19 protein-coding genes are annotated in these 23,458 nt (G+C 59.7%); 10 read left to right on the top strand and 9 right to left on the bottom strand.

Annotated elements, in window-relative coordinates; genetic code table 11:
• Nucleotides 1–4: 4 nt before the first annotated feature.
• Nucleotides 5–751 (bottom strand): acetoacetyl-CoA reductase, encoded by a 747-nt coding sequence (gene phbB, locus F8N43_RS06255; RefSeq protein WP_150653416.1) that lies wholly within the window; start codon nucleotides 749–751, stop codon nucleotides 5–7.
• A 281-nt stretch (nucleotides 752–1,032) separates the two neighbouring features.
• Between phbB and F8N43_RS06250 the strand changes: the two genes are divergently transcribed.
• Nucleotides 1,033–2,070 (top strand): AraC family transcriptional regulator, encoded by a 1,038-nt coding sequence (locus F8N43_RS06250; RefSeq protein ID WP_150636491.1) that lies wholly within the window; start codon nucleotides 1,033–1,035, stop codon nucleotides 2,068–2,070.
• Between the two features lie 106 nt (nucleotides 2,071–2,176).
• Here the strand turns inward: F8N43_RS06250 and F8N43_RS06245 are convergent, their stop codons facing one another.
• Nucleotides 2,177–4,561 carry a DUF3141 domain-containing protein gene (locus F8N43_RS06245; protein WP_150636493.1) on the bottom strand — a complete coding sequence of 795 codons (2,385 nt, stop codon included), beginning with the start codon at nucleotides 4,559–4,561 and terminating at the stop codon, nucleotides 2,177–2,179.
• 243 nt (nucleotides 4,562–4,804) lie between these two features.
• Here F8N43_RS06245 and phaP point away from each other — a divergent pair, with 243 nt between their 5' ends.
• Nucleotides 4,805–5,374: a TIGR01841 family phasin gene (gene phaP / locus F8N43_RS06240; RefSeq protein WP_150629541.1), complete on the top strand. Its 570-nt coding sequence runs from the start codon at nucleotides 4,805–4,807 to the stop codon at nucleotides 5,372–5,374.
• Between the two features lie 35 nt (nucleotides 5,375–5,409).
• Here the strand turns inward: phaP and phaR are convergent, their stop codons facing one another.
• The 6 genes from phaR to F8N43_RS06210 form a co-directional block, all read right to left on the bottom strand.
• On the bottom strand, nucleotides 5,410–5,931 hold the full coding sequence (gene phaR / locus F8N43_RS06235) for a polyhydroxyalkanoate synthesis repressor PhaR (protein ID WP_150629539.1): 522 nt from the start codon (nucleotides 5,929–5,931) through the stop codon (nucleotides 5,410–5,412).
• 295 nt (nucleotides 5,932–6,226) lie between these two features.
• Entirely contained in the window at nucleotides 6,227–7,495 is a 1,269-nt protein-coding gene (locus F8N43_RS06230; protein WP_150653415.1) for an OprD family porin, read from the bottom strand.
• 128 nt (nucleotides 7,496–7,623) lie between these two features.
• On the bottom strand, nucleotides 7,624–9,396 hold the full coding sequence (locus tag F8N43_RS06225) for an acyl-CoA dehydrogenase C-terminal domain-containing protein (RefSeq protein ID WP_150653414.1): 1,773 nt from the start codon (nucleotides 9,394–9,396) through the stop codon (nucleotides 7,624–7,626).
• Between the two features lie 60 nt (nucleotides 9,397–9,456).
• Nucleotides 9,457–11,118 carry a cation acetate symporter gene (locus tag F8N43_RS06220; RefSeq protein WP_150653413.1) on the bottom strand — a complete coding sequence of 554 codons (1,662 nt, stop codon included), beginning with the start codon at nucleotides 11,116–11,118 and terminating at the stop codon, nucleotides 9,457–9,459.
• Nucleotides 11,118–11,444, bottom strand: a complete 327-nt coding sequence (locus F8N43_RS06215) for a DUF485 domain-containing protein (protein WP_150629531.1) — start codon at nucleotides 11,442–11,444, stop codon at nucleotides 11,118–11,120. The genes F8N43_RS06220 and F8N43_RS06215 overlap by 1 nt, the downstream gene beginning before the upstream one ends.
• A 123-nt stretch (nucleotides 11,445–11,567) precedes the next feature.
• Entirely contained in the window at nucleotides 11,568–13,190 is a 1,623-nt protein-coding gene (locus tag F8N43_RS06210) for an acyl-CoA synthetase (protein WP_150629529.1), read from the bottom strand.
• A gap of 230 nt (nucleotides 13,191–13,420) precedes the next feature.
• Here F8N43_RS06210 and F8N43_RS06205 point away from each other — a divergent pair, with 230 nt between their 5' ends.
• The 7 genes from F8N43_RS06205 to F8N43_RS06175 all read left to right on the top strand — a co-directional run bounded on the left by F8N43_RS06205 (nucleotide 13,421) and on the right by F8N43_RS06175 (nucleotide 19,727).
• The gene (locus F8N43_RS06205) at nucleotides 13,421–15,697 is read left to right on the top strand and encodes a PAS domain S-box protein (RefSeq protein ID WP_150653412.1); all 2,277 of its coding nucleotides are present in this window, start codon (nucleotides 13,421–13,423) and stop codon (nucleotides 15,695–15,697) included.
• 4 nt (nucleotides 15,698–15,701) lie between these two features.
• Nucleotides 15,702–16,337, top strand: a complete 636-nt coding sequence (locus F8N43_RS06200) for a response regulator transcription factor (protein WP_150629525.1) — start codon at nucleotides 15,702–15,704, stop codon at nucleotides 16,335–16,337.
• Between the two features lie 72 nt (nucleotides 16,338–16,409).
• Nucleotides 16,410–17,504 (top strand): AI-2E family transporter, encoded by a 1,095-nt coding sequence (locus tag F8N43_RS06195; protein ID WP_150629523.1) that lies wholly within the window; start codon nucleotides 16,410–16,412, stop codon nucleotides 17,502–17,504.
• Entirely contained in the window at nucleotides 17,501–18,232 is a 732-nt protein-coding gene (locus F8N43_RS06190; RefSeq protein ID WP_150629521.1) for a hypothetical protein, read from the top strand. The genes F8N43_RS06195 and F8N43_RS06190 overlap by 4 nt, the downstream gene beginning before the upstream one ends.
• Before the next feature lie 21 nt (nucleotides 18,233–18,253).
• Nucleotides 18,254–18,718: a MaoC family dehydratase gene (locus F8N43_RS06185; protein ID WP_150629519.1), complete on the top strand. Its 465-nt coding sequence runs from the start codon at nucleotides 18,254–18,256 to the stop codon at nucleotides 18,716–18,718.
• Complete coding sequence (locus F8N43_RS06180) at nucleotides 18,719–19,054, top strand: hypothetical protein (protein WP_150653411.1); 336 nt, start codon at nucleotides 18,719–18,721, stop codon at nucleotides 19,052–19,054.
• A complete protein-coding gene (locus F8N43_RS06175; RefSeq protein ID WP_150629515.1) occupies nucleotides 19,029–19,727 on the top strand; it encodes a hypothetical protein in 699 nt (232 codons plus the stop codon). The genes F8N43_RS06180 and F8N43_RS06175 overlap by 26 nt, the downstream gene beginning before the upstream one ends.
• A 91-nt stretch (nucleotides 19,728–19,818) precedes the next feature.
• Here F8N43_RS06175 and F8N43_RS06170 read toward each other — a convergent pair whose 3' ends face one another.
• A complete protein-coding gene (locus F8N43_RS06170) occupies nucleotides 19,819–21,444 on the bottom strand; it encodes a methyl-accepting chemotaxis protein (protein ID WP_150653410.1) in 1,626 nt (541 codons plus the stop codon).
• A gap of 212 nt (nucleotides 21,445–21,656) precedes the next feature.
• Here F8N43_RS06170 and F8N43_RS06165 point away from each other — a divergent pair, with 212 nt between their 5' ends.
• A complete protein-coding gene (locus F8N43_RS06165; protein ID WP_150653409.1) occupies nucleotides 21,657–23,444 on the top strand; it encodes a SulP family inorganic anion transporter in 1,788 nt (595 codons plus the stop codon).
• The last annotated feature ends 14 nt before the right edge of the window (nucleotides 23,445–23,458 follow it).

The following is a 23,458-nucleotide window of genomic DNA, read 5'->3' as shown; positions in this document are numbered from 1 at the left end:
CGGTCTACTGCATGTTCATCCCGCCGTTCACCGAGAAGTCGGCGCCGGTGCTGTAGCCCGATTCATCGGAAGCCAGCCAGGCGACGATCGAAGCGATTTCTTCGGGTTGGCCAAGGCGCCCGACCGGAGTGGCCGCGATCATGCTGTCGAGGATGTCCGGGCGGATGGCCGCGGTCATGTTGGTCTGGATGTAACCCGGCGAGACGGTGTTGACGGTCACGCCCTTGCCCGACACTTCTCGTGCCAGTGCCATGGTGAAACCGTGGATGCCGGCTTTGGCCGCGCTGTAGTTGGTCTGGCCGAACTGGCCGCGTTGACCGTTGATCGAGGAGATATTGATCACCCGTCCCCAGCCTTTGGCCAACATCCCTTCAATCACCTGCTTGGTGGTGTTGAACACGCCGCTCAGGTTGGTGCAGATGACCGCGTTCCAGTCCTCGGGCGTCAGCTTGCGGAAAGAAGCATCACGCGTGATGCCGGCGTTGTTGATCAGCACATCGATCGGGCCGAATTGTTCCCGCGCCATCTCGAAGGCCTTGCGCGTTGACTCCCAATCGGTGATGTCGCCGTAGACGCACTCGAACTGGTAACCCGCCGCCAGTTGAGTGGCAATCCAGTCGTTCTTGCGGTCGGAATCGGCGCTGCAACCGACGATGACCTTGAATCCTTCCTTGTACAGGCGCTGGCTTATCGCCGTGCCAATCCCACCCATACCACCGGTGACCAACGCAATACGACCAAGCGACTTCATAAGCTCCAATCCTTTTTTGTTTTTGCGCTGCAAGATGGGAGGATTGTTCGGTATGGTCGCGGGATGCGGAAGTGTTGGGAGGTGACGGCGTGGTGTCCAAAGGTGCCATGTCCGGCTTAGTAGCATCCGGTCGACGAATGGCCTGAAACAGTGGCTAAAAATCGGGATTACCTATACTGGGATCAATATTGGCAACTGAACCACCCGTTAGTCTTTGATTCATCGCAGATCAGTCATGGCTCCGGACAGGATGTCCGGTTCCACAGGTCATTGAGGACGCCATGTATAGAATGAGCTCAGGCTATGCCAGCGTGCTGGTAAATACGCTCTCGGCTCAAGGACTGGATGTTGCCAGTCTGTGTCGGGAGGCTGGACTGGACATTGATCTTGCAAACAAACCAGGAGCGTTTTGCGAGCGAAAGGCCATCTATCGACTCTGGGAACTGGCCGCTGAGGCCTCGGACGATCCGGACATTGGGCTACGGGCCTATGGCAGTTTCCACCCCGGCAGTTTTCAGATCGTCGGCTACACCATGATGTCCAGCCTGAACCTGAAAAAAGCCCTTGAACGCCTGGTCCGTTTCAGTCCGTTGATTAGCACCGGGTTCAGCCTTTTCTTCACTTCGGAGCAGCAACATTTCCGTCTGTCCGGGCTCGACCATCAGCAGCAGGGTTCGGTCAAACCTCGGCAGTACACCGATGCCGGACTGGCATCGTTGTTGAGTTTCTGTCGCAAGCTGTCGGGCGGCAACGCACCGCACCCCTTGAGCGTTGAGTTCACTTACCCCGAACCCGAAGACACCTCCGAGCATCGACGGCTGTTTGGCTGCAATCTGCAGTTCGACGCGGCTTACGACAGCATTTTGTTTGACGGGGAGGAGCTGATGCGGCCGTTGAGCATGGCCAACGAAACGTTGGCGGTGCTGCATGACAGCTTTGCCGAGGCGCAATTGGACCTACTGTTCGGTTTTTGCATTGTCGGCCGGATTCGCGCGCTGATTACCGAGCGCTTGAGTCAGGGGCAGGGGCAGTGCGACATGGAGTCGATCGCGGCGGCCTTGAACATCAGCAAACGAACGTTGCAACGTGCGCTGGAAAAGGAAGGGACACAATTCAAGAATGTGCTGAACGCGGTGCGTCGACAATTGGCGGATTTCTACCTGCGTCATTCGCACTTCAACATGAAGCATGTCGCGTATCTCCTTGGTTTTCATGATCACAGCAGCTTCAACAAAGCCTGTAGCCGCTGGTTTGGCATGACACCGGGGCAGTACCGCTCCGATGAATCGTTCGAGATCCAGGAAGCTGCGCCGGTGTGACTTTCCCTGTGGGAGCGGGCTTGCCCGCGATGGCGATTTCACATTCAACGTTGATGTCGCCTGACGCACCGCTATCGCGGGCAAGCCCGTTCCCACAGGTTGATCATCATGGTGCAGGAGGTTTTTTCGCGCCTTTTTTGCCCTTCGCGGGTTTGCGCGTTTTTGTCGGCGTTACCGGTGCGATCGGTTCAGGGGTGACCACCGCAATTGGATCGGCTTCACCTGGCGGTTGGGTCAGGTTGAAACCCGGCAGCGGCACATCGAGTAGCGTGTGCAATTCACACCAGGACGGGTTGTCTGCGCCGCTGGTCAGCAGTTCCGGCAGCAAATTGGCGACGGCCGCCAGCACTTGTTGGCGCTCTTCGAGCCCAACCAGCATTAGGGGCAAGCTGTGCAGGCTTTCCTGCGGGTGGGTGGCGACCAGCAGTTTTTGCAGGCGAAGGGTTTCGCGCAGGTCCCGCGGCTCGGCACTGTAGTCCTGCTGCAGCACTTGCAATTGCAGGATCAGTTTTTCGACGCTTTGCTTGCCCGGTTCATCGCTGTCGCGGCCCAGCAGGAACAGGATCCGGATCAAGGCTTCCATCAAACCGCCCAGGGGCAGGGCGTCCTGGAGGCGTTCGGTCAGGACTTTATCGTGCTGCCTGGCATGCGCCTGGAGATCTCGCCCCGGGGCATTGCCGGCTAGGCTGTTGAGGACGCCATACACGCCATAAAAACTCATCTCCTGAGCGGCATCACGCAGGTCCCGATAGCCGTTCAAGGCGTCCTGTATCTGGTTGGAAAACAGTTCCTGCCAGGCCAGCAACGGATTGGACGGGCTGGCCGGATGTCGATCCTTGCTCACTTGAGCGGCACTGCCTGGCAGCCACCAGAGTGCGGGGTTCAGACTGTTCCACATCACTTGTTGCTGGTGGAACGGGTGTGCCTTGCGCATCATTTCAGCGGTCGGCTCGTTGATCAACTGTCGCAACCACGGCCGTACAAATCCGTCATAAAGCGTGTTGTTGAAATCAGAGGCACGTTCGACCAGCGCGAATTCGCGATCGTCGTCACGGGGCGGCTGCACTTTACCGTGGATGTCGGCGATACGCCGTGGCTCGAAACGCACGGCGTACGGCGTATCCGAGTTTTCCGGCAGGTCATCGATGAGCATTTCATACAGCCCGCCCGGCAGTTCATTGATCGCGTCGACCGCGCCCAGCAACTCACGGTGTTCACGCCGCGCCACTTCACCCGACACGAAGATGCCCAGGTGACCGATGCTCGCGTGACGCAGGTAAACGATAGTGCGCCCGGCATTTTGCAGGGCGAGATCGCTGGGATAGACGTCGGTGATCCAGTCCAGCGCCTGTTGCGGCGAGGTGATGTTGTCGCCGTACGAGCAGAACACCACCACCGGCACTTCGATGCGCTTGAGGTCGAGCCCGCTGCTCTTGCGACCGAGGCCGCCGGACAGCTGATTACCGATGAACAGGTCGTCGACAATCTGCTCGATCTCTTCGCCATTGAGCAGGGTCGGGCTGCCCCACCAGCGCTCGAAATCGAGAAACCGTGCGGCCTCGCTGTCGACTTCGCTGAACAGGTGGTAGTACTTGCCCCACACAGCGTTGGCCGGGTCGAGGCTTTCGAAATTGCTGACCAGCCAGGTGCCGTCGAAACGGTCATTGCCCAGGTCGCTGCCCAGTCGCGCCATCCAGCCGCCGCCCAGCAAACCGCCGGTGTAGCGCATCGGGTTGCGACCGTTGACACCGGCCCAGTATGACAACGGCGCGCCGTTGACGATGATCAGTCCTGGCAGTTCCGGGCGGGTCGCCGCCAGGCCCATCAATGCCCAGCCGGCCTGGCAGTTGCCGATCACCACGGGTTTGGCGCTGGCGGGATGTCGCGCGCTGACCTCTTCGAGGAACCTCGCCTGGGCTTCAACGATGTCCGCGAGGGTTTGCCCCGGGCGTGGCGAATGGCTGAACGAGATGAAATAGGTCGGATGGCCGGCGCGCAGGCTTTCGCCGATGACCGAATCCTGTTTGAAACCGCCAATCCCCGAGCCGTGACCGCCGCGAGGGTCAATGATGATCACCGGTTGTTTTTGGCTGTCGAGCCGTTGCCCGGGGCCCGCCAGGATCTGCAGCAACGAGTAGTTGACCGGGCGAGGCAGGTCTTCGCCGGCGACCAGGGTTTCATGATTGAACTTGAGCAGCAGCGGATACCCGGCGCGTTCGTGGGCCAGGGTGTTGTCACCGCGCTGACGCAAGGTGTCCCAGAACAGCACGCTGCGTTGGCCCAGGTCGGTGAGGTATTCCTGCCAGTCAGCGGCGTTCGGCTGTTTGAGTAGCCCAAGGCTTGAAGGCGCGTAGGTTTTGGCCTGGCGCTGTTGCGTGGCGTCGAGAACGTTGAGGGTGTTGAGACGCTGGAGATGGTTCAGGTGTTCGAACAAACCGGGCGAAGCTGACAGCCCTTCATCTTGCAGTGCAATATTTTCTTCCTGGCCCATCGTGAACTCCTGACGCCATGCGTGGGAACGTCGCCCTGACTAATAGAAGCCAAGCCGCTCATCCGATTTTCACGAGTGTATAGGGAATTTCAGCCAAGGAAGCGAACTTTATTGTGCGCCGCACAAAATAGCCGTTGCCAAATGGTTTTGTGCGCTGCAATATCAAAACCAGCGCGATGACTGTCAGGATCGCTATCGCGTCCTCAGGCCCATTCGGGCCTTCCCGTACCAGGAGATTCAAGCATGTCTTTTTTCAACCCGGAAAATCTGCAAACCGCCCAGAAAGCCAACCTCGACCTGTTGCAGCAAATCAGCGGCAAAGTGTTCGCCAGCGTTGAGCAGCTGAGCCAATTGCAGTTCAAGGCACTGCGTGACTCCACCGAAGAGCATTTCGAAGGCGTCCGTAAATTGCTCGCCGTGCGCGACCCACAGGGTTTTGCTGACTTGCAGGCGTCGTTCACCCAGCCAAGCGCGCAAAGCGAACGCCTGGCCGAGTTCAATCGCCAGGTTCAGGCGCTGATCGTGGGCACGCAGTCGGACATCGCGAAGCTGACGTCGAGTCAGGTCGAGGCGGGCACCCAGCAGGTGAATGAGTTTGTTGAATCGATCAGCAAGAATGCACCGGCCGGCTCCGAGCCTGTAGTGGCTGCATTCAAGTCGGGCCTGGCGAATGCCGGTACCGTGTTTGAAAGTGCACAGAAAGCCGTGAAACAGGCAGCCGATGTGGCTCAGAGCAATTTCGACGCTGCGACCGCCGCGACCCGGAAAGCGGCACCGGAAGCCAATGCCAAGGCCACCAGCGGTAACAAGTAAGTCAAATCAGGCCGGCAGCACCAATGGCGACGGGTTTATTCCCCGTCGCCATTTTTTTTCGTGCCGTTTTCTGCTTCAGGTTTGCCGGTGAACAGGCCGAACATGTTTTGTGTGTTCAGGTAGAGCGCCTTGGACTGGTCGACATACTGACGCATGAGGTCCTGCATGACCGGCGCTTGCTGGTGCATGAAGGTGCTCCAGGCCTCGGACGATTGCGCGCCTGTCTGGGACTGGATGTCGATCACGGTCTGAATGCTTTTATCGAGGTAGCTGCCCAGTACACCCTGATAAGGGCCGTAGAACTGGATAATCCCCATCAGCATGTCGCTGGTGAAAATCGGCTCACCGCCGCTTTCCGCTTCCAGAATCACCTGCAGCAGGATGCTGCGAGTCAGATCTTCGCCAGATTTTGCATCGACCACCTGAAACGCAATCTTGTCGACGACCAACTGGCGTATGTCCGCCAGGGTCAGGTGACTGCTGGTGTGGGTGTCATACAGTCGGCGATTGGGGTACTTCTTGATCAGGCGGGGGGTGTTCCGACTGTTATCTGGCATGCGGGGCGTCTCGTGGCGAGCCTGGTTTGCAGGCATCTTAACCTACTATGGCTACGGCCGCGGGGCGGTGTAGGGGGAGGGATGCCACGCTAGAGATCTTTATTGGTTCGGGGCCCTCATCGCGGGCAAGCCCGCTCCCACAGGGGTTCTCTGTGAATGCAGTATTTGTGAGCAACAGAGATCACTGTGGGAGCGGGCTTGCCCGCGATGAGGCCCTTCATAACACGCCTGCTCCAACAGAAAAAAGGAGACTGCGCCGTCAAGCGAGTCCCCCTTTTTTGAAACCTGAATCGGGTTACCAGATCGGCAACGTGTAGCTGACGATCAAACGGTTTTCATCCAGATCACTGCCAAAGTTGGTCGAGCGCACTGTCGCATTGCGCCATTTCACGCCGACGTTCTTCAGCGGCCCGCTCTGCACGACATACCCGATATCGGTATCGCGCTCCCATTCCTTGCCTTCCGGGCGGTTGCCGCCCAGGTCGATATTGTCACCGGTGATGTAGCGGGTCATGAACGTCAGGCCGGGGATGCCGAGGGCGGCAAAGTTGTAGTCGTAACGGGCTTGCCAGGATTTTTCATCCTTGCTGGCGAAGTCTCCGATCTGCACAAAATTCACCAGGAACGCATCGGTGCCATTGACGTAGGCATACCCGGTGTCGCCGCTCATGCCTTGATAACCCAGGCCGAACGCATGCCCGCCGAGGCTGTAAGTGAACATTGCGCCAATCGCATTGTTATCGACATTGCTGCCGCCATCATCGGTAGAGCGGGCGAAACGCAGGTCGGTCTTCAACGACTGGCCGGTGGTGACCGGCAACACGTAGCTCAGGTTGACCAGGTGCTGGCTGTAGAAATTGTCGAGGTGACCGTAGCTGTAACCGGTGGCGAGGTTACTGGTCCATTTGTAGTTGAGGCTGGCGAAATCGAAGCTGTCGCTGTCCAGATGGCGGCTGGTGATGCCTTTGGCGCCGGTGCGGGTGATGCCCATGTCCTCGTAGTCCGAGGAGTCGCGCTGGTTGACCTGCGTCAGTCGACCGGCATCCACGCTCAGGCCTTCGACTTCCAGCGAAGTCAGCTGACCGCCCTTGAAGGTTTGCGGCAGCAGACGCGAATCGTTGGCCAGTACCGTCGGCAGCTTGGGCAGCAATGTGCCGAGTTTCAGCGTGCTTTTGGAGGCGCGCACTTTGGCGGTTAGGCCCAGTTCACCGTATTCGTCCTGAGCGCCTTTGCGCGTATCGCGATGGCGCTGGAGCACGCCGGAACCGGCGCGATCCGGGCTGGAGTCGAGTTTGACGCCCATCAGGCCGATTGCATCGAAACCAACCCCGATCAACCCCTCGGTAAAGCCGGATTCGTAGCGCAACAGGAAGCCCTGCGCCCATTCCTCCTGTTTCGATTGCGCCGCGTTGGCCTGACGATAGTCGCGGTTGAAGTAGAAGTTACGCAGCTCGAGGCTGGCTTTGCTGTCCTTGATAAAGTCAGCAGAGGCGGGGGCCGAGAGGCTGATGACGCCACCGGCCAGCAACAGTCGGGTAGCGAGAATGCGGGTGTTGCGATCCATGGTGAAGCCCCTTTGTTTTTATTATGGAATGACGGCTTACGCAGCCCTCGCCAACCGGGCGAGGGCCTATCAATAAAAAACGCGAGCGCCGAAAAGAGAGGAGCGTGGCGCCGCGTGCGGTTCAATCGTTAGAACTGCTCGGCGCTCAGACCGAACAAGGAGGCACTGCCGGCGCGAATCGATTGTTCGAGGCTCAAAATGCGCGGCAGCAAGCGATGGATGTAGAAGTCGGCGGTTGCAATCTTCGCCCCGTAGAACGCTTCGTCGTCGCCGCGTTTTTGCCGGGCAACCTGTGCCATGCGCGCCCACAACCAGGCGTAGGCGACATAACCGAACAGGTGCAGATACTCCACGGAAGCGGCGCCGATTTCGTTGCGGTTGGTCGCCGCTCGGTCCTGCAACCAGTCGCTCAAGTCTTCCAGGCGCTGCACGGCATCGAACAGTTGCGCGGAGTAGGGCGCATCAGGCTGGTGGGCGAAATGGCGAATCTCGCCGGTGAACTGACGCAGCGCGGCGCCGTTGTCGGCCAGCACTTTGCGTCCGAGCAGGTCCAGCGCCTGAATGCCATTGGTGCCTTCATAGATCTGTGCGATACGCACGTCGCGGACCAATTGTTCCTGACCCCATTCGCGGATGTAGCCATGGCCGCCGAACACTTGCTGGCCATTGATGCAGCTCTCCAGACCGGTGTCAGTGAAGAACGCCTTGGCAATCGGCGTCAGCAGCGCGACCAGGGTCTGCGCGCTGTCGCGTTCTTGTGCGTCATCGGAGAACTTCGCCAGATCGAGCTGCTGCCCGACATAGCTGGCGAACGCGCGGCCACCTTCGGTCATGGCTTTCATGCTGAGCAGCATGCGGCGCACGTCGGGGTGGACGATGATCGGGTCGGCGACTTTGTCCGGGGCCATGGCGCCGGTCGGGGCGCGGCTCTGGATGCGTTCACGGGCGTACGCCACGGCGCTCTGGTAGGACGCTTCGGCGCAGCCAATGCCCTGAATGCCGATGGACAGGCGTTCGTAGTTCATCATGGTGAACATCGCCGCGAGGCCTTTGTTGGCTTCGCCCACCAGCCATCCGCTGGCACCGTCGAAGTTCATCACGCACGTGGCCGAGGCCTTGATGCCCATCTTGTGTTCGATCGAACCGCAACTCACGGCGTTGGCGTCACCGAGGGAACCGTCGGCATTCACCAGCACTTTTGGCACCACAAACAGCGAGATGCCTTTCGGCCCGGCCGGTGCGTCGGGCAGTTTGGCCAGCACCAGATGGATGATGTTTTCGGTCAGGTCCTGATCGCCACCGGTAATGAAGATCTTGCTGCCGGTGATGCTGAAACTGCCGTCGGCCCGAGGTTCGGCGCGGGTGCGGATGAGCCCCAGATCAGTGCCGGCATGGGCTTCGGTCAGGCACATGGAGCCGGCCCAGCGACCTTCATACATTGGCGGCAGGTACAGGTCTTTCAAGCTGTCGCTGGCGTGAGCATCCAATGCCAGGCAGGCCCCGGAACTCAATGCCGAGTACAGCGCGAAGCTTGAATTGGCGCCGTAGAGCATCTCTTCAAACTGCACGGCCAGCATCTTTGGCATGCCCATGCCACCGTATTCGGTGTTACCGGACAAACCGACCCAGCCACCTTCGATGAACGTGGCATACGCCTGTTTGAAGCCGATCGGCGTCGTCACCTGACCTTCGTGCCACTGCGCGCCTTCTTCGTCGCCGCTGCGGTTCAAGGGGGCGATCAGGTGCGCGGTGACTTTCCCCGCTTCCTCCAGGATCGCGTCGGCGATGCCGGCATCGATGTTGTCAGCCAGGGCAGGCAGGCGCGCCCACAGGGCCGGGGCGTCGAACACTTCATGCAGGACGAAGCGCAGGTCGCGCAGGGGGGCTTTGAATTCGGGCATAACGTGAACCTCGACAGGACGGTTGTGCACGGCGCCGCAAACGGGCGCCGTGCCTTTCAATCAATGACTGGAAGCGGCGGCAGCACCAAGGCCGGTCTGGGCGCGTACAAACTGGTCGGCGTAGGCATCGCGTTCCTTGTCGGCCCGCACGCTGCGGTCGAGTCGGGACACGACGACGATCACCAGGAACGCCAACGGCATGGAGAACAGCGCCGGGTGGTCGTACGGGAAGATCGCGTGAGCATGACCGAGCACGGTCACCCACACGGCCGGGGACAGGATCACCAGCACCAGCGCACAGATCAGGCCGGCGAAACCGCCGATGATCGCGCCTTTGGTGGTCAGGCCTTTCCAGTACATGGCCATGATCAGCACCGGGAAGTTGGTCGAGGCGGCGATGCCAAAGGTCAGGCCCACCAGGAACGCGACGTTCATCTTCTCGAACAGGATGCCCAGCAGAATCGCAATGATGCCCAGGCCTACGGTGGCCATGCGGGTCACGCGCATTTCCTGTTTCTGGGTGGCCTTGCCTTTCTTGAACACGGTGGCGTAGAGGTCGTGGGAAATCGCCGATGCACCGGCCAGGGCCAGCCCGGAGACCACTGCAAGAATGGTGGCGAAGGCCACGGCCGAGAGGAACCCGAAGAACAGGTTGCCGCCCACCGCTTTGGCCAGGTGCATCGCGACCATGTTGCCGCCACCGATCAAGGCACCGCCGACTTCGCCGTTGACGTAGTACTGCGAATCGGTGCCGATGATCACCATCGCGGCGAAGCCCAGGGTGCACACCACGAGGAAGAAGAAACCAATGAAGCCGGTGGCGTAGAACACCGACTTACGCGCTTCCTTGGCGTTGGGCACGGTGAAGAAGCGCATCAGAATGTGCGGCAAGCCGGCGATGCCGAACACCAGGCCGAGGGACATCGACGCCGTGTTGATCGGGTCGGCGAGCATTGAGCCGGGGCCCATGATGTTCCAGCCGCTGGCGTGCGCCTCGACTGCTTTGGTGGCGAGGGTTTCGTAGCTGAAACCGAACTGCGACATGGCCATGACCGCGAGCGTCGTGCCACCGGCGAGCAACAGCACAGCCTTGATGATCTGCACCCAGGTGGTGGCGATCATGCCGCCGAAAATCACGTATACCAGCATCAACGCACCAACGATCACCACGGCTACCGGGTAGTCGAGGCCGAAGAGCAATTTGATCAACTGGCCGGCACCGACCATCTGCACGATCAGGTAGCAGCACACCACCGTCAACGAACCGAACGCAGCGAAGATCCGCACTTTGTTCTGGTCCAGACGATAGGAAACGATATCGGCAAAGGTATAGCGCCCCAGATTGCGCAGGCGCTCGGCCATCAGGAAGGTGATGATCGGCCAGCCGACAAAGAAGCCGATGGTGTAGATGAAACCGTCGTAACCCTTGGCGAACACCAGGCTCGACAGCCCCAGCAAAGTGGCGGCGGACATGTAGTCACCGGCAATCGCCAGGCCGTTTTGAAACCCGGTGATGCCACCGCCGGCGGTGTAGAAGTCCGACGTGGATTTGGTCTGGCGCGCGGCCCACCAGGTGATCGCCAGCGTACCGAGGACGAACACGAAGAACATGCCGATGGCATGCAGGTTCAGCGGTTGTTTTTCTATGGCGCCCAACGCGGGTGCGGCGAACACAGCGGAGGCCGGCAACAGGCAGGCTGCGGCGAGGATGAGTTTACGCATCACTTGCTCTCCTCAAGAATGGCGGCGCCCAGTGCATCGAAGCGCGTGTTGGCGCTGTAGACATACCAACCGGTCAGCAGCCAGGAAAAGATAATGATCGCCGCGCCAACCGGCATGCCCAGGGTCAACATCCGATGCTCGCCGAGGGGGGCGTGCAGCCACTGCGGGGCAAACGCCACCACGAACATGAACAGGTAATAAGTGCCCAGCACGGCAGCACTCAACGACCAGGCCAGGCGCGAACGGCTGCTGACCAGTTGAAGGAATTTCGGATTGGTCCGAATACGTTCACAGCGTTGGGTATCGGTTGCATGGATGTCGATCATGGTGCGCTCCACATTGTTGTTGTTATCGGTGTGAGAGGGGCTGAGCAGGCCGAATCCGGCCTGCACGAGCCCGAAGCGGCAGGTAAGACACCTGCCGCCTTCTAGGTGAAACGTGGGTGAGGGTTAGAGGGCCTTGGCCCTGTCGCGCAGCACGTACTTCTGGATCTTGCCGGTGGAAGTCTTCGGCAGCAGGGTGAAAATCACCGTGCGCGGGACTTTGAAACCGGCCAGGTGCTCACGGCAGAAACTGATGATGTCGGCTTCGCGAACGTCCTGGTGATCCGCCTTCAAGGTGATGAAGGCGCACGGCGTTTCGCCCCATTTTTCATCGGGACGGGCGACCACCGCGGCTTCCATCACGCCCGGATGGCGGTAGAGCACGCCTTCGAGTTCGATGGTAGAGATGTTCTCGCCACCGGAGATGATGATGTCTTTGAGGCGGTCCTTGATCTCGACATAACCGTCCGGGTGACACACCGCCAGGTCGCCGGTATGGAACCAGCCGCCCTCGAACGCTTCGGCGGTGGCCGTCGGGTTTTTCAGGTAGCCCTTCATCACGGTATTGCCGCGCATGAACACTTCACCGATGGTCTGGCCATCGCGCGGGGTCGGCTCCAATGTCTTCGAATCGCCGACCATCACCCCTTCGAGTGTCGGGTAGCGCACGCCCTGACGGGATTTGATCTGCGCACGTTCATCCAGTGGCAGTTCATCCCATTCGGCATGCCAGGCACACAGGGTCACCGGGCCATAGGTTTCGGTCAGGCCGTAGACGTGGGTGACCTTGATGCCCATTTCTTCCACGGCGCCGATGACTTTGGCCGGTGGTGCAGCACCGGCGACCATGGCGTTGACCGGGTGATCGATGGCTGCCTTCGCCGATTCCGGCATGTTGACCAGCGCATTGAGCACGATCGGCGCGCCGCACAGGTGGGTGACCTGGTGTTCGCGGATCAGCGTAAGGATTTTCTGTGGATCGACCCGGCGCAGGAACACATGCACCCCGGCCATCGCGGTGATGGTCCACGGGTAGCACCAGCCGTTGCAATGGAACATCGGCAGGGTCCAGAGGTACACCGGATGGTTGCCCATGGCCCAGGTCATCTGGTTGCCCAAGGCATTCAGATATGCGCCGCGGTGGTGATAGACCACGCCTTTCGGATTGCCGGTGGTGCCGGAGGTGTAGTTCAGCGAGATGGCTTGCCACTCGTTGGCCGGCCATTGCCAGGCGAACGCCGGGTCGCCTTCGGCCAGCAACGCTTCATAGTCCAGATCGCTGACAGCCTGACCTTCGCCGTATTCCGGGTCGTTCACGTCGATCACCAGCGGCGGATGATCGAGCATGCCGATGGCGGCGTGAATCACGTCATGGAACTCGCGGTCGGTGATCAGCACCTTGGCCTCGCCATGCTGCAGCATGAAGGCAATGGCTTCGGCATCCAGGCGTACGTTGAGCGGGTTGAGCACGGCGCCGATCATCGGTACGCCAAAATGCACTTCAAGCATTTCCGGGATGTTGGGCAACATCACCGCCACGGTGTCGTTCTTGCCGATGCCGCGACCGGCCAGCGCCGAGGCCAGGCGTCGGCAACGGGCGTAGGTCTGCGCCCAGGTGCGGCGAATGGAACCGTGGATGACGGCGGGGTAGTCGGGGTAAACGTTGGCAGTGCGCTCAAGGAAGCTGAGCGGAGACAAGGCGATGTGATTGACAGCCGAAGGGCCTAGCCCTTGTTCATAGATCGACATGTGCGGGTACTCGGTGGCTGATTGTTAGCTCTATCGGTGGCCTTTCAGCGTAGCCGCTGAGGTCACCTTTTATGTCCGGTGTGCTTTATATAACAATCCACCACCAATATGGAAGTACAACCTATAGCGTATAGGATATGTACTATATTAAATGCTTCGTGACCTAAATGACTGCAGTCATGCCGCCAAGGCCGGTATATCCTTGGCTTCCCCAACGAGGCGGACCTGTGATGACCCTGACTCCCGTTCGATTGCACAGCTGGTTGCGTCTGCAGCGCGAGGCCGTGCCTCTGGCCGCTCGAGCCGATGCGTTGTGCCGGGCCTTGCAGGATTGCCCCGAGGTGCGTCGCGCGGTTTACCTGAGCTGGCAACCCCGTGCGCGGATTTACAGCCATGAAGGCGCCGCCCAGCATTTTCCACCGGGCCAGGGCGACCCTTCGCAGGCCAGCGATCAGTTGCTGTACGAGCGGCTGCTGGAAGCGGGGCGGCTTGATCTGGCGCAAGTACGGCAACTCGATTGCTGGCTGGCCGGTCGACTGCGCCGCGCCGCCATCAGCCATGGCCAGGTGTTTGATCTGGCGTTGATGCCTGGCCAGGCGGGCCTGTTGCTGGTGGAAGTGTGCGAGGGCGTGAGTTTCGATTGGCTGGGTTGGGTGCAGGATCTGCTGACGACCTTGCTCAGCAGCGTCAACGGCATGCTGCGCAGCTCGCCGCTGTTGGGCCACGATCCGCAGCCGAGCCTGTTGCTTGACGCGCAGGGCCGGCCGCAGGAATTCAACGCGGCGTTGCTGGCGCTGCTGGCCGAAAAGCCGCTGACCGACGTACTGGGATTTCTGCCGGTCAATCATCGGGTGCTGGTGCGCGCCTGCCTGGACCAGCAACGCGCGATTGAAGGGGTCGAAGCCCAGTTCGAAGCGCAGATTCTGATCTGGACGTTCATTCCCGATCCCCAGGACAACCGTGTGCTCGCCCGTTGTCGCGACGCCACCGCGCAAGTGCTGGCCGAACGCGAAGCGACCCAGGCGCGGCGGCTGTACCGATTGATCATCGAGAACACCACCGACCTGATCTCCCGGCACACACCAGATGGTTGTTTTCTCGATGCCTCACCCGCCTCATGGACGTTGCTCGGTTACTGGCCGGAAGAGTTGCGCGGGCAAATGGCCCAAGGCCTGTTCCATGGCCAGGACCTGGCCAGCCTGGTGCAGCGCGCCCGCGATGCGCTGGAGCAGGATGGTTATCACACGATGACGTACCGCATTCGCCATCGGGACGGACATTACCTGTGGTTCGAAACCGCCAGTCGAGCGATTCGTGAAACCTACACCGGCACGGTGGTCGAGGTGGTCAGCGTCTCCCGGGACATTACCGCCCGCGTGCAGGCCGAAGAGAACAAGCGGCGCCTGGCCGAAGTCGTCGAGGCCAACATCGACCCGGTGCTGTTTATCGACCCTGAGGGGCAAGTCACTTACCTCAACCCGGCGGCACGCCGCATCCTTGGCATCGACGAGCAACAGCCGATGCCGGTCCTTGGGCAACTGTTTGCCAGCGCGGACCTGACACGCCTGCAACGTGACGGCTGGAGCGGCGCCGAACGCGACGGCGTCTGGAGCACCGATGCGCGCTTGCAACCACCGGGCGGTGGCGCGTCGGTGCCGGTGTCGCTGGTGCTGTTGGCACATCGTTCCGCCGGCGGCGAGCGCTACTATTCCCTGGTGGCGCGGGACATGACCGAACGTGAACTGCGCGAAGTGCAGCAGCGCCGCCATCAAGATGAACTGGCGCACACCGCACGCCTGGTCACCCTCGGCGAACTGGCCTCGGGCATTGCCCACGAAATCAATCAGCCGCTGGCCGCGGTGGTCAACTATGCCAATGCCAGCCAGCGCTATTTGCAGACCGTGGACTCCAATCCGCAAGCCGCCGCCCGGGTCGCGCAAGGGCTGGAACGCATTACCCATCACGCTACCCATGCCTCGGAAGTGATCCGCCGTTTGCGCGCGTTTCTACGCAAAGGCCAGCGCCGCATGCAGGCACTGAATGTCACCGACGTCGCCCGCGAAGCCGTGCGTTTGTGTGCCTGGGAGGCGAGCAATTGCCAAGTGACAATCGAGGATCGACTGCCGGATAATCTGCCGCCGGTTTATGCCGACCGGGTATTGCTGGAACAAGTCCTGCTCAATCTGTTGCGCAATGCCATCGATGCCAACCGCGAACAACATCCGGGCCAGCCGTCGCTGATCGTGATGACGGCGGGGCAGGGCAGCGCCGCCACCGTGGACATCAACGTACAAGACGAGGGGCCCGGTGTGAGCGAGCCGGAACTGGAGCAGATCTTTACCCCGTTCTATACCAGCAAGGCTGATGGCCTGGGGCTCGGGTTGTCCATGAGCCGCAGCATCATCGAAGGTTTCGGCGGCGAATTGCAGGCCCGCCGCCAACCGGTCGGGCTGCTGATGTGCTGTCGCTTGCCGCTTGCCGGTCCAACAAAACAACAACAGGAATAATGCAATGGCGGGTGTGACGGAGCACGTGGTGTATGTGGTCGATGACGATCAAGGCATGCTCGACTCAACGGTCTGGTTATTGGAATCGGTCGGCCTCAAGGCGTTGCCGTTCACCAGCGGCGTCGAGTTCCTCAATGCCTGCGATGCCAGTCTGGCGGCCTGTGTGCTGCTGGATGTGCGCATGCCAGGCATGGGCGGCTTGAACGTGCAGGAAGAAATGCGTTTGCGCGAACTGAACCTGCCGATCATCTTCGTCAGCGGTCACGCCGATGTGCCGATCGTGGTGCGTGCGTTCAAGGCCGGCGCTCACGACTTCATTGAAAAGCCCTACAACGAACAATTGCTGCTGGACAGCGTGCAACAGGCACTCAGCAATTGCGCGACCCACCGTTCGGGCAATCAAGGGCATGAGGCGTTGCAGGCGCGTTTGCTCACGCTGACCCCTCGGGAACGCGACGTCTTGCTGCCGCTGGTGCAGGGTTACACCACCCGCGAAATCGCCGAGCAACTGGGCGTGAGCGCAAAAACCGTCGACCTCTACCGCTCACGCGTGATGAAGCGCATGCAGGCCAATACCCTGCCGGACCTGGTCGGCATGGCCATTGCCGCCGAACTGGTTGATCCGTTGAAGCTGCGTTGAACCCTCGCGTTTTCCATCGAACGTCTATGCTGGGCTAACCGATCCCGTACCGCAGTGATCAGGGAGGCATCCATGGAGCCCTCGTCGTTCTCGGATAAAACGCTGACGCGCACGCTGCTCGATGTCTTTATCCGGGCCGGGCTGATCGCGGTTCTGGTGCTGTTCTGCTTTGAAATCTTCAGCCCGTTCCGCGACCTGATGCTGTGGTCGCTGATCCTGGCGATCACCCTTTACCCGCTGCAAGAGCGGCTGAAGGGGCCGCTGGGGCAAAAAGAAGGGCGTATCGCGACGCTGATCATTCTCGTCGCCATTGTCATCCTGATGGTGCCGATCTACCTGCTGGGCACCTCGATTGCCGACTCGGTCGAGCATGTGATGGAATTGGTCAAGGGCGGCGATTTCCACATTCCACCACCCTCCGAATCAGTCGCCAGTTGGCCGCTGGTGGGGCAGTCGCTGTCTGATTTGTGGCTTCAGGCCTCAACCAATCTTCCCGACCTGACCGCCAAATACATCCCGCAGATCAAACATGCCAGCCTGACCCTGTTGAGCAAGCTGGCCGGCGTCGGCATGGGCTTCCTGACCTTCATTTTTGCCTTGATCATTGCCGGTATTTTCATGGCCCATGGCGAGAGCGGCAGCCGCAGCGCGGTGCAGATTGCCTCGCGCGTCAGCGGCCCGGTCAGAGGGCCAAAAATCGCCGCGCTGTGCACCGCGACGATCCGTGCGGTGGCGTTGGGCGTGGTCGGGATCGCGTTCATCCAGATGCTGCTGGTGGGGCTCGGTTTTGTCTTCAAGGGTATCCCCGGCGCCGGTTTGCTGGCCCTGGCGGTGCTGTTGCTCGGCATCATGCAATTGCCGGCGACGCTCATCACGATTCCAGTGATTGCCTTTGTGTTTGCCACCGAGGGCGCCAATACCGCGACGATCGTGTTCGCCCTCTACGTCTTCGTTGCCGGCCTGGTGGATAACGTACTCAAACCGCTGCTGTTGGGGCGCGGGGTCGATGTACCGATGCCAGTGGTGCTGATCGGCGCCCTTGGCGGGATGGTCACCAGCGGCATCATCGGGCTGTTCATCGGCCCGGTAGTGCTCGCGGTCGGGTATCAATTATTCTGGCAATGGGTACGGGATCGACCACCGGAGGAAGGAGGGCCGCCAGCATGACTGCGCAGCGTGATGAACTGCTGAATCAGGTACTTGTCGCCCACGGTGGTCTGGAACGCTGGAACAGCTTCAGCCAGGTACGCGCCACGATTGTGACCGGTGGCTCGCTCTGGGCAATGAAAGGGCTGACTCAGGACAGCGCGCCACGCAAGATGACAGTCTGGCTGCATGAACAGCGGGCCTCGGTGACGCCCTTTGGCGCGGCCGATCAGTTCACGGCCTACACCCCGGATCGCATCGCCATCGAAAACACCGCCGGCAAGGTCATTGCCGAGCGATCAACACCCCGAGCGTCCTTCCGCGACCATGAGGAAAACAGTCCCTGGGATCCGCTGCACCGCGCGTACTTCAACGGTTATGCACTCTGGTCCTACCTGACCATGCCTTTCCAGTTCACCTGGCCGGGTGTCTTGACCGAGGAGGTCGAGACCTGGCGCGAGGGCACTCAGCGTTGGCGGCGATTGCGGGTGGCCTTTCCCGAGAACGTTGCCACGCACTGCGCCGTACAGGATTTCTACTTCGGTGAAGACTTTCTGCTACGTCGACACGACTACAACGTTGACGTCAGCGGTGGCCTGCCTGCCGCCCAGTACGTTCATGGCTATGTCGAAGCCGATGGCTTGTGCATGCCCGGCAAGCGGCGCGCCTATCGACGCAAGGCTGATGGCCAGGCGGACAAGGACGCCTTGCTGGTGGCCATCGATCTCAGCGACATCGGCTATTCATAATCCACTGCGGAGGCATGAATCATGACCGCGCATTCGTGGGAAAAACTGTATCTCGATGACCTGAGCCTGGGTCAGGAATTTGAAAGCGACCCTGTTCGCGTCCACCGGGAAGCGATGCTGGCGTTTGCTCGCGAGTACGACCCGCAACCCTTTCACCTGAGCGCTGAAGAGGCCGGGTTGAGCCTGTTCGGTGGCCTGGCGGCCAGCGGCTGGAACACCGCGGCCCTGACCATGAAGATGCTCGTGGCCAGCGTACCCCTGGCGGACGGCATCATCGGCCTGGGCATCGAACTGAGTTGGCCGACGCCGACTTATCCGGATGACGTGCTGCGCCTGTTCAGCACCGTGCAGGCCATCGATCCGTCGGCCTCGAAACCGGATCGGGGCGTGGTGACGCTGTTCATGGAAACGCTGAATCAGAATGACAAGGTGGTGCAGCGCGCCACCGGGAAGTTGCTGGTGTTCAGAAGGCCGGCAGAGGATTGATTGGCTGGCCCTGGCTTCAGGTTTCGAGGGCAGAACCCACTGCAGGTGCGAAAGCTTGCCCTCGATTTCAACCCGCTTGACCGACAGCGAACTCAACAGCTCATTCCCCATGAAATGGTGCATATTTTCCAACAGCAGTTGCTCGGGAGGAAAAACCTGTACGCCATCCAAACTTGGTTTTCCGAAGGAATGGCGGTTGCATTTTCCGGGCAATCGGTAATCTGGGAGGCTAACGATTTTACGGAAGCCGCTCTTTCATTGGTTAGTATCCCTGCTGCCAAAACCATCCGTGATGTAATGGAAGTTAGATATGACCAAGAGCGTTACAAAGTCTGATAGTGCCATCGCTGATTTTTCGGCAAGTTTCATTGAAAAAGCGTGGGAGCTTCGATGGGGGATTCAGTTGACTTACGTGGTGCTTTTCCTGGATGCAGCCCTAGCATTCTGTGCAGGGAAAAACCTCATGAGCTTGTCGCTGTCGACGGATGAAATGTGGAAACACGCGGGAATAATCCTCGTGGGTGTGGCTGCTTTTTGTTTGACAGTTTCACTTTTCATTCCATTCTCTGCGAATTTTTTCAGAGCTATTGGCGTGTTCGTTCCATGGGAGAAGCTTGATTCCACTGATGTGTCTTCAAACCGACCATTTGGTTATGTCTTGATGTCGGAATTGAAGGAGCATGCCTTCAAAGAGAACGATGATTTTGCATGGGAACTGTACAAGTCCAAATGTGAAGCCGTGAAAAAGGAGGATGAAACCAAACACGAACTCGGCGTATTGATATTTGGTCTGGGGGCGCTGTTTTGCTTCGATGCCTGGGTAGGGAGTGCACAAGGAGTAGCAACGCTTGGAGTGATGTTTGGGGAGATTGTTGGATATTCAGGCTGGGTGACCGCTTTTATTTCCTTGATCGTAGTGCTCCGAATGACTTGGTGGGCACCCTGGAAAACACGGTGGGTCCACTATCCGCCCTTGTATCATCAGGTAGCGCGGGTTAAGCAAATATAAGACCTTGAAGCCAAGGTGTGAAAAATGCTCATTACCACCCCCCGTCATAGCATTCAAACGGCCGTTGATGGTTTGACGGGGGCCGGGCCTTTTAGAGACTGAACCGCTGCAGAATAACGCCCAGTCCGTCGGACATTGCCTTGAGTTCCTGGGTCGTTCGAACGATCCCGCCTTGGGCTGTGGCGTTCTCTTCTACACTTTGCGCCACTCTTTCGACGTTGCAGGCAACCTGCTCACTGGCGGCGCGTTGTTCCTGGAGCGACAAAGATATGAAACTGACGGCCGCAAGGGAATCGTCCAGTGCCCCCTTGATTCTGCCCATGGAAAGGCCCGCGCTTTCGACCAGTTTCTGGCCATGGGTCACGCGTTCACAGCCAGCGGCCATGCTGTCTTTGGCTTTGACCATGCCGTTTTGTATGGCATTGACCAAGGCCACGATTTCCGTGGTGGATTGGGCAGTGCGGGCAGCCAGGCTGCGCACTTCATCGGCGACCACGGCGAAGCCGCGACCCTGTTCACCCGCACGCGCCGCTTCGATGGCGGCATTGAGGGCCAGTAGATTGGTCTGTTCGGCGATGCCCCGAATCACCGCTACAATCAGACTGATGTCATTCGACTGAACCGCCAGTTGATCGATGTCCGATGAGCTTTGTGCAACCAGATCGGCAATCTGGTCCATTTCCTGGATGGATGCTTGCATGACCTCCATGCCTTCGCGGGTGATTTCGCCCGCTTTCTGCGCGGTGCTCTGAGCCTGTCGAGCATTGTCGGCGATGTGAGTGATGCTGACGGAAAGCTCTTCTACCGTAGCCGCCATGGAGGAGGCTGTCTCGCTTTGCAGGGCGGCGCTGCTCAATCCTTGTTCGGAAGATGCAGACAGTTGCAGCGTCGCACCCTCGATCTGCTCGGAGGCCTGGCTGATCTTGCCGATCATGTCGCTCAAGCTGTGGCGCATCGCCTGGACGGAGTGCAGCACCCCCGTCGACTGCTGTTGCTGGTCAAATTGCGTAGCGGCGAGTTTCCCTTGGGCGATGTTCGAACTGATGGCGGCAAGTTCTGCGGGTTCGGCCCCGAGCTGGCGGCTCAACAGTCGGGAGAACAAAAACGTGTAGGCCACGCCTGCGATCAGCGCCAATGCCAGAATCAACAGGCTGAATCGGAGACTGGAGGTATAGGCGATCTGGTTCTGCTCGAACTGGGTCTTGGCCTCCACCAGTTGAACCTCGATCAACTCGGAAAACTTGGCTGACAAGGGATCGATCAATGGGTACAACTGATCGGTCGCGAAGCGTGCGAGACCGGCGTTGTCGTTCTGGCGCAGCATGCCCTGCAAATTTTGCAATGGCCCGTGGGTGGCTTCCATCAGCGGATTGATTTGCGCGATTAAACGAGTTTCTGCCGGGATCAGTTGCGTCGATTTGTACGCTTGCCACGTGTGATCAATTTCCCTCTGCGCTTGCTCTATCCGGGTCAGTGATTCAGCGTTGGTGAAGTTGCCATTGCGTGCCTTGTGGGTGGCATCCACGATGTCCACGGCGTACAGGTCAGCGATTTTTTTCAAGTCCCGCAGCGGCACGACTCGATCGAGATATACAGTCTCCAGACTGCGTACAGCGGATTGCATTCCCAAGAGTCCAAGCCCGCCGACACACAGCAAACCCAGTAGCAAAGTGCTGGTGAGCACAAGCAGATGAGTCCTGATTTTCCAGCTTCCCATAGTCCGTAATTCCTGAGTCAGCTAAGCGATAGCGATCGAGAGGTTAGCGTCAGTTGCAATAAAGGCACATTGACATCATCTGCTGGGGCTCAAGAGAAGAACATCGTTTGACCGGCGAACATTTATGAATTTGCGACGTTTGATCACCATACGTCTCGAGCTTTTTTCACACATACCGCACGCTACTTGTTAACCCTGAGGGCTAAAGTCTCATGAGCGATTCGGATGATCTGCCTCCCGTTCCTGAACCGGGTCGGATTATGCGCAGGCATACTGGCGATCAAACCGGCTGGCGCCGTTGGCTGCCGGGGCTGCGGACGTTGGGCCGCTATAAGATGGCATGGTTGCAGCACGACATTGTGGCCGGACTCGTGCTCACCACCATGCTGGTGCCCGTCGGTATCGCCTACGCGGTGGCATCGGGGGTGCCCGGCATTTATGGCCTTTACGCGACCATTGTTCCATTGCTCGCTTATGCGTTGTTCGGCCCCAGCCGAATCCTGGTGCTGGGGCCGGATTCCTCATTGGCAGCCGTCATTCTCGCTGTCGTTCTGCCGCTGTCCGGTGGTGATCCGCATCGCGCGATCGCCCTGGCCGGCATGATGGCGATCGTCTCGGGGACGGTGTGCATCCTGGCCGGTGTGGCGCGGCTGGGTTTCGTCACCGAGCTGCTTTCCAAACCGATCCGCTATGGCTACATGAACGGCATCGCGCTGACGGTATTGATCAGTCAACTGCCCAGCTTTTTCGGCTTTTCGATCGAAACCGACGGACCGTTGCGCAACCTGTGGGCCATTGCCACCTCGGTGATGGATGGAAAAACCAACTGGACCACCTTCATGATCGGGGCTGCCACTGTGGCGGTCATCTTGTTGCTCAAGGACAAAAAACGCGTGCCGGGGATTCTGATCGCTGTGGCAGGAGCCACCGTCGCCGTTGGCGTGCTGGACCTTGCAGCCCACGATGTGGCGATCCTCGGTTCTGTGCCCCAAGGCTTGCCGGCGTTTGCCATCCCCTGGATCCGCAGCGCCGATATTGTTCCTGTGCTGATCGGAGGTTGTGCCGTTGCGCTTGTATCGTTTGCCGACACCAGCGTGCTCTCGCGTGTCTATGCGGCGCGGACCCGGACCTATGTCGACCCAAACCAGGAGATGGTAGGACTCGGCATCGCCAACCTTGCCGGCGGCTTGTTCCAGGGCTTTCCCATCAGCAGCAGTTCGTCACGGACGCCCGTTGCCGAGGCCGCAGGCGCCCGAACCCAACTCACCGGCGTGGTGGGCGCGCTGGCGGTTGCTTTATTGCTGATGTTTGCCCCGGATTTGCTGAAGAACCTGCCCACCAGCGCACTGGCGGCGGTGGTCATCGCATCGGCGATCGGCCTGATCGAAGTCGCCGACCTGCGACGGATTTATCGTATCCAGCGCTGGGAATTCTGGTTATCGATCGTTTGTACGGCAGGTGTGGCCGTATTCGGCGCCATCGAGGGCATTGGCCTGGCCATCGTCGTAGCCGTGATCGAGTTTCTATGGGATGCCTGGCGTCCGTATTCTGCGGTTTTGGGTCGCGCCAAAGGCGTCCAGGGCTATCACGACATCACGCGTTATCCGGATGCGCATCTTATTCCCGGTCTGGTGCTGTTTCGCTGGGATGCCCCGTTGTTTTTTGCCAACGCAGAATTGTTTCATGACCGAGTGCTGGACGCCGTGGCGACATCGCCCACGCCGGTTTGCTGGCTGGTGGTAGCAGCGGAACCGGTCACCAGCGTGGATGTGACGTCCGCCGACATGTTGGCCGAACTGAACGAAACCTTGAGCGCGGCAGGTATCACGCTATGCGTGGCCGAGATGAAGGACCCCGTCAAAGACAAGTTGAAGCGATTCGGGCTTTTCGAGCGGTTTGGCGAAGCTGCGTTCTTTCCGACATTAGGCGTCGCCGTCAGCAGCTATCTCAAGGTCCATCCGGAGGACAGGAAGGAAGGGCGGGGCGAGAATCGCGAGTAAACAATAGTGCGTGC

Origin of the sequence: Pseudomonas fluorescens, from assembly GCF_902498065.1 — a bacterium.
Taxonomy (GTDB): domain Bacteria; phylum Pseudomonadota; class Gammaproteobacteria; order Pseudomonadales; family Pseudomonadaceae; genus Aquipseudomonas; species Aquipseudomonas fluorescens_BJ.
Note: the sequence above shows the minus strand (reverse complement) of the source record. Positions and strands in the feature narration are given on the sequence as shown.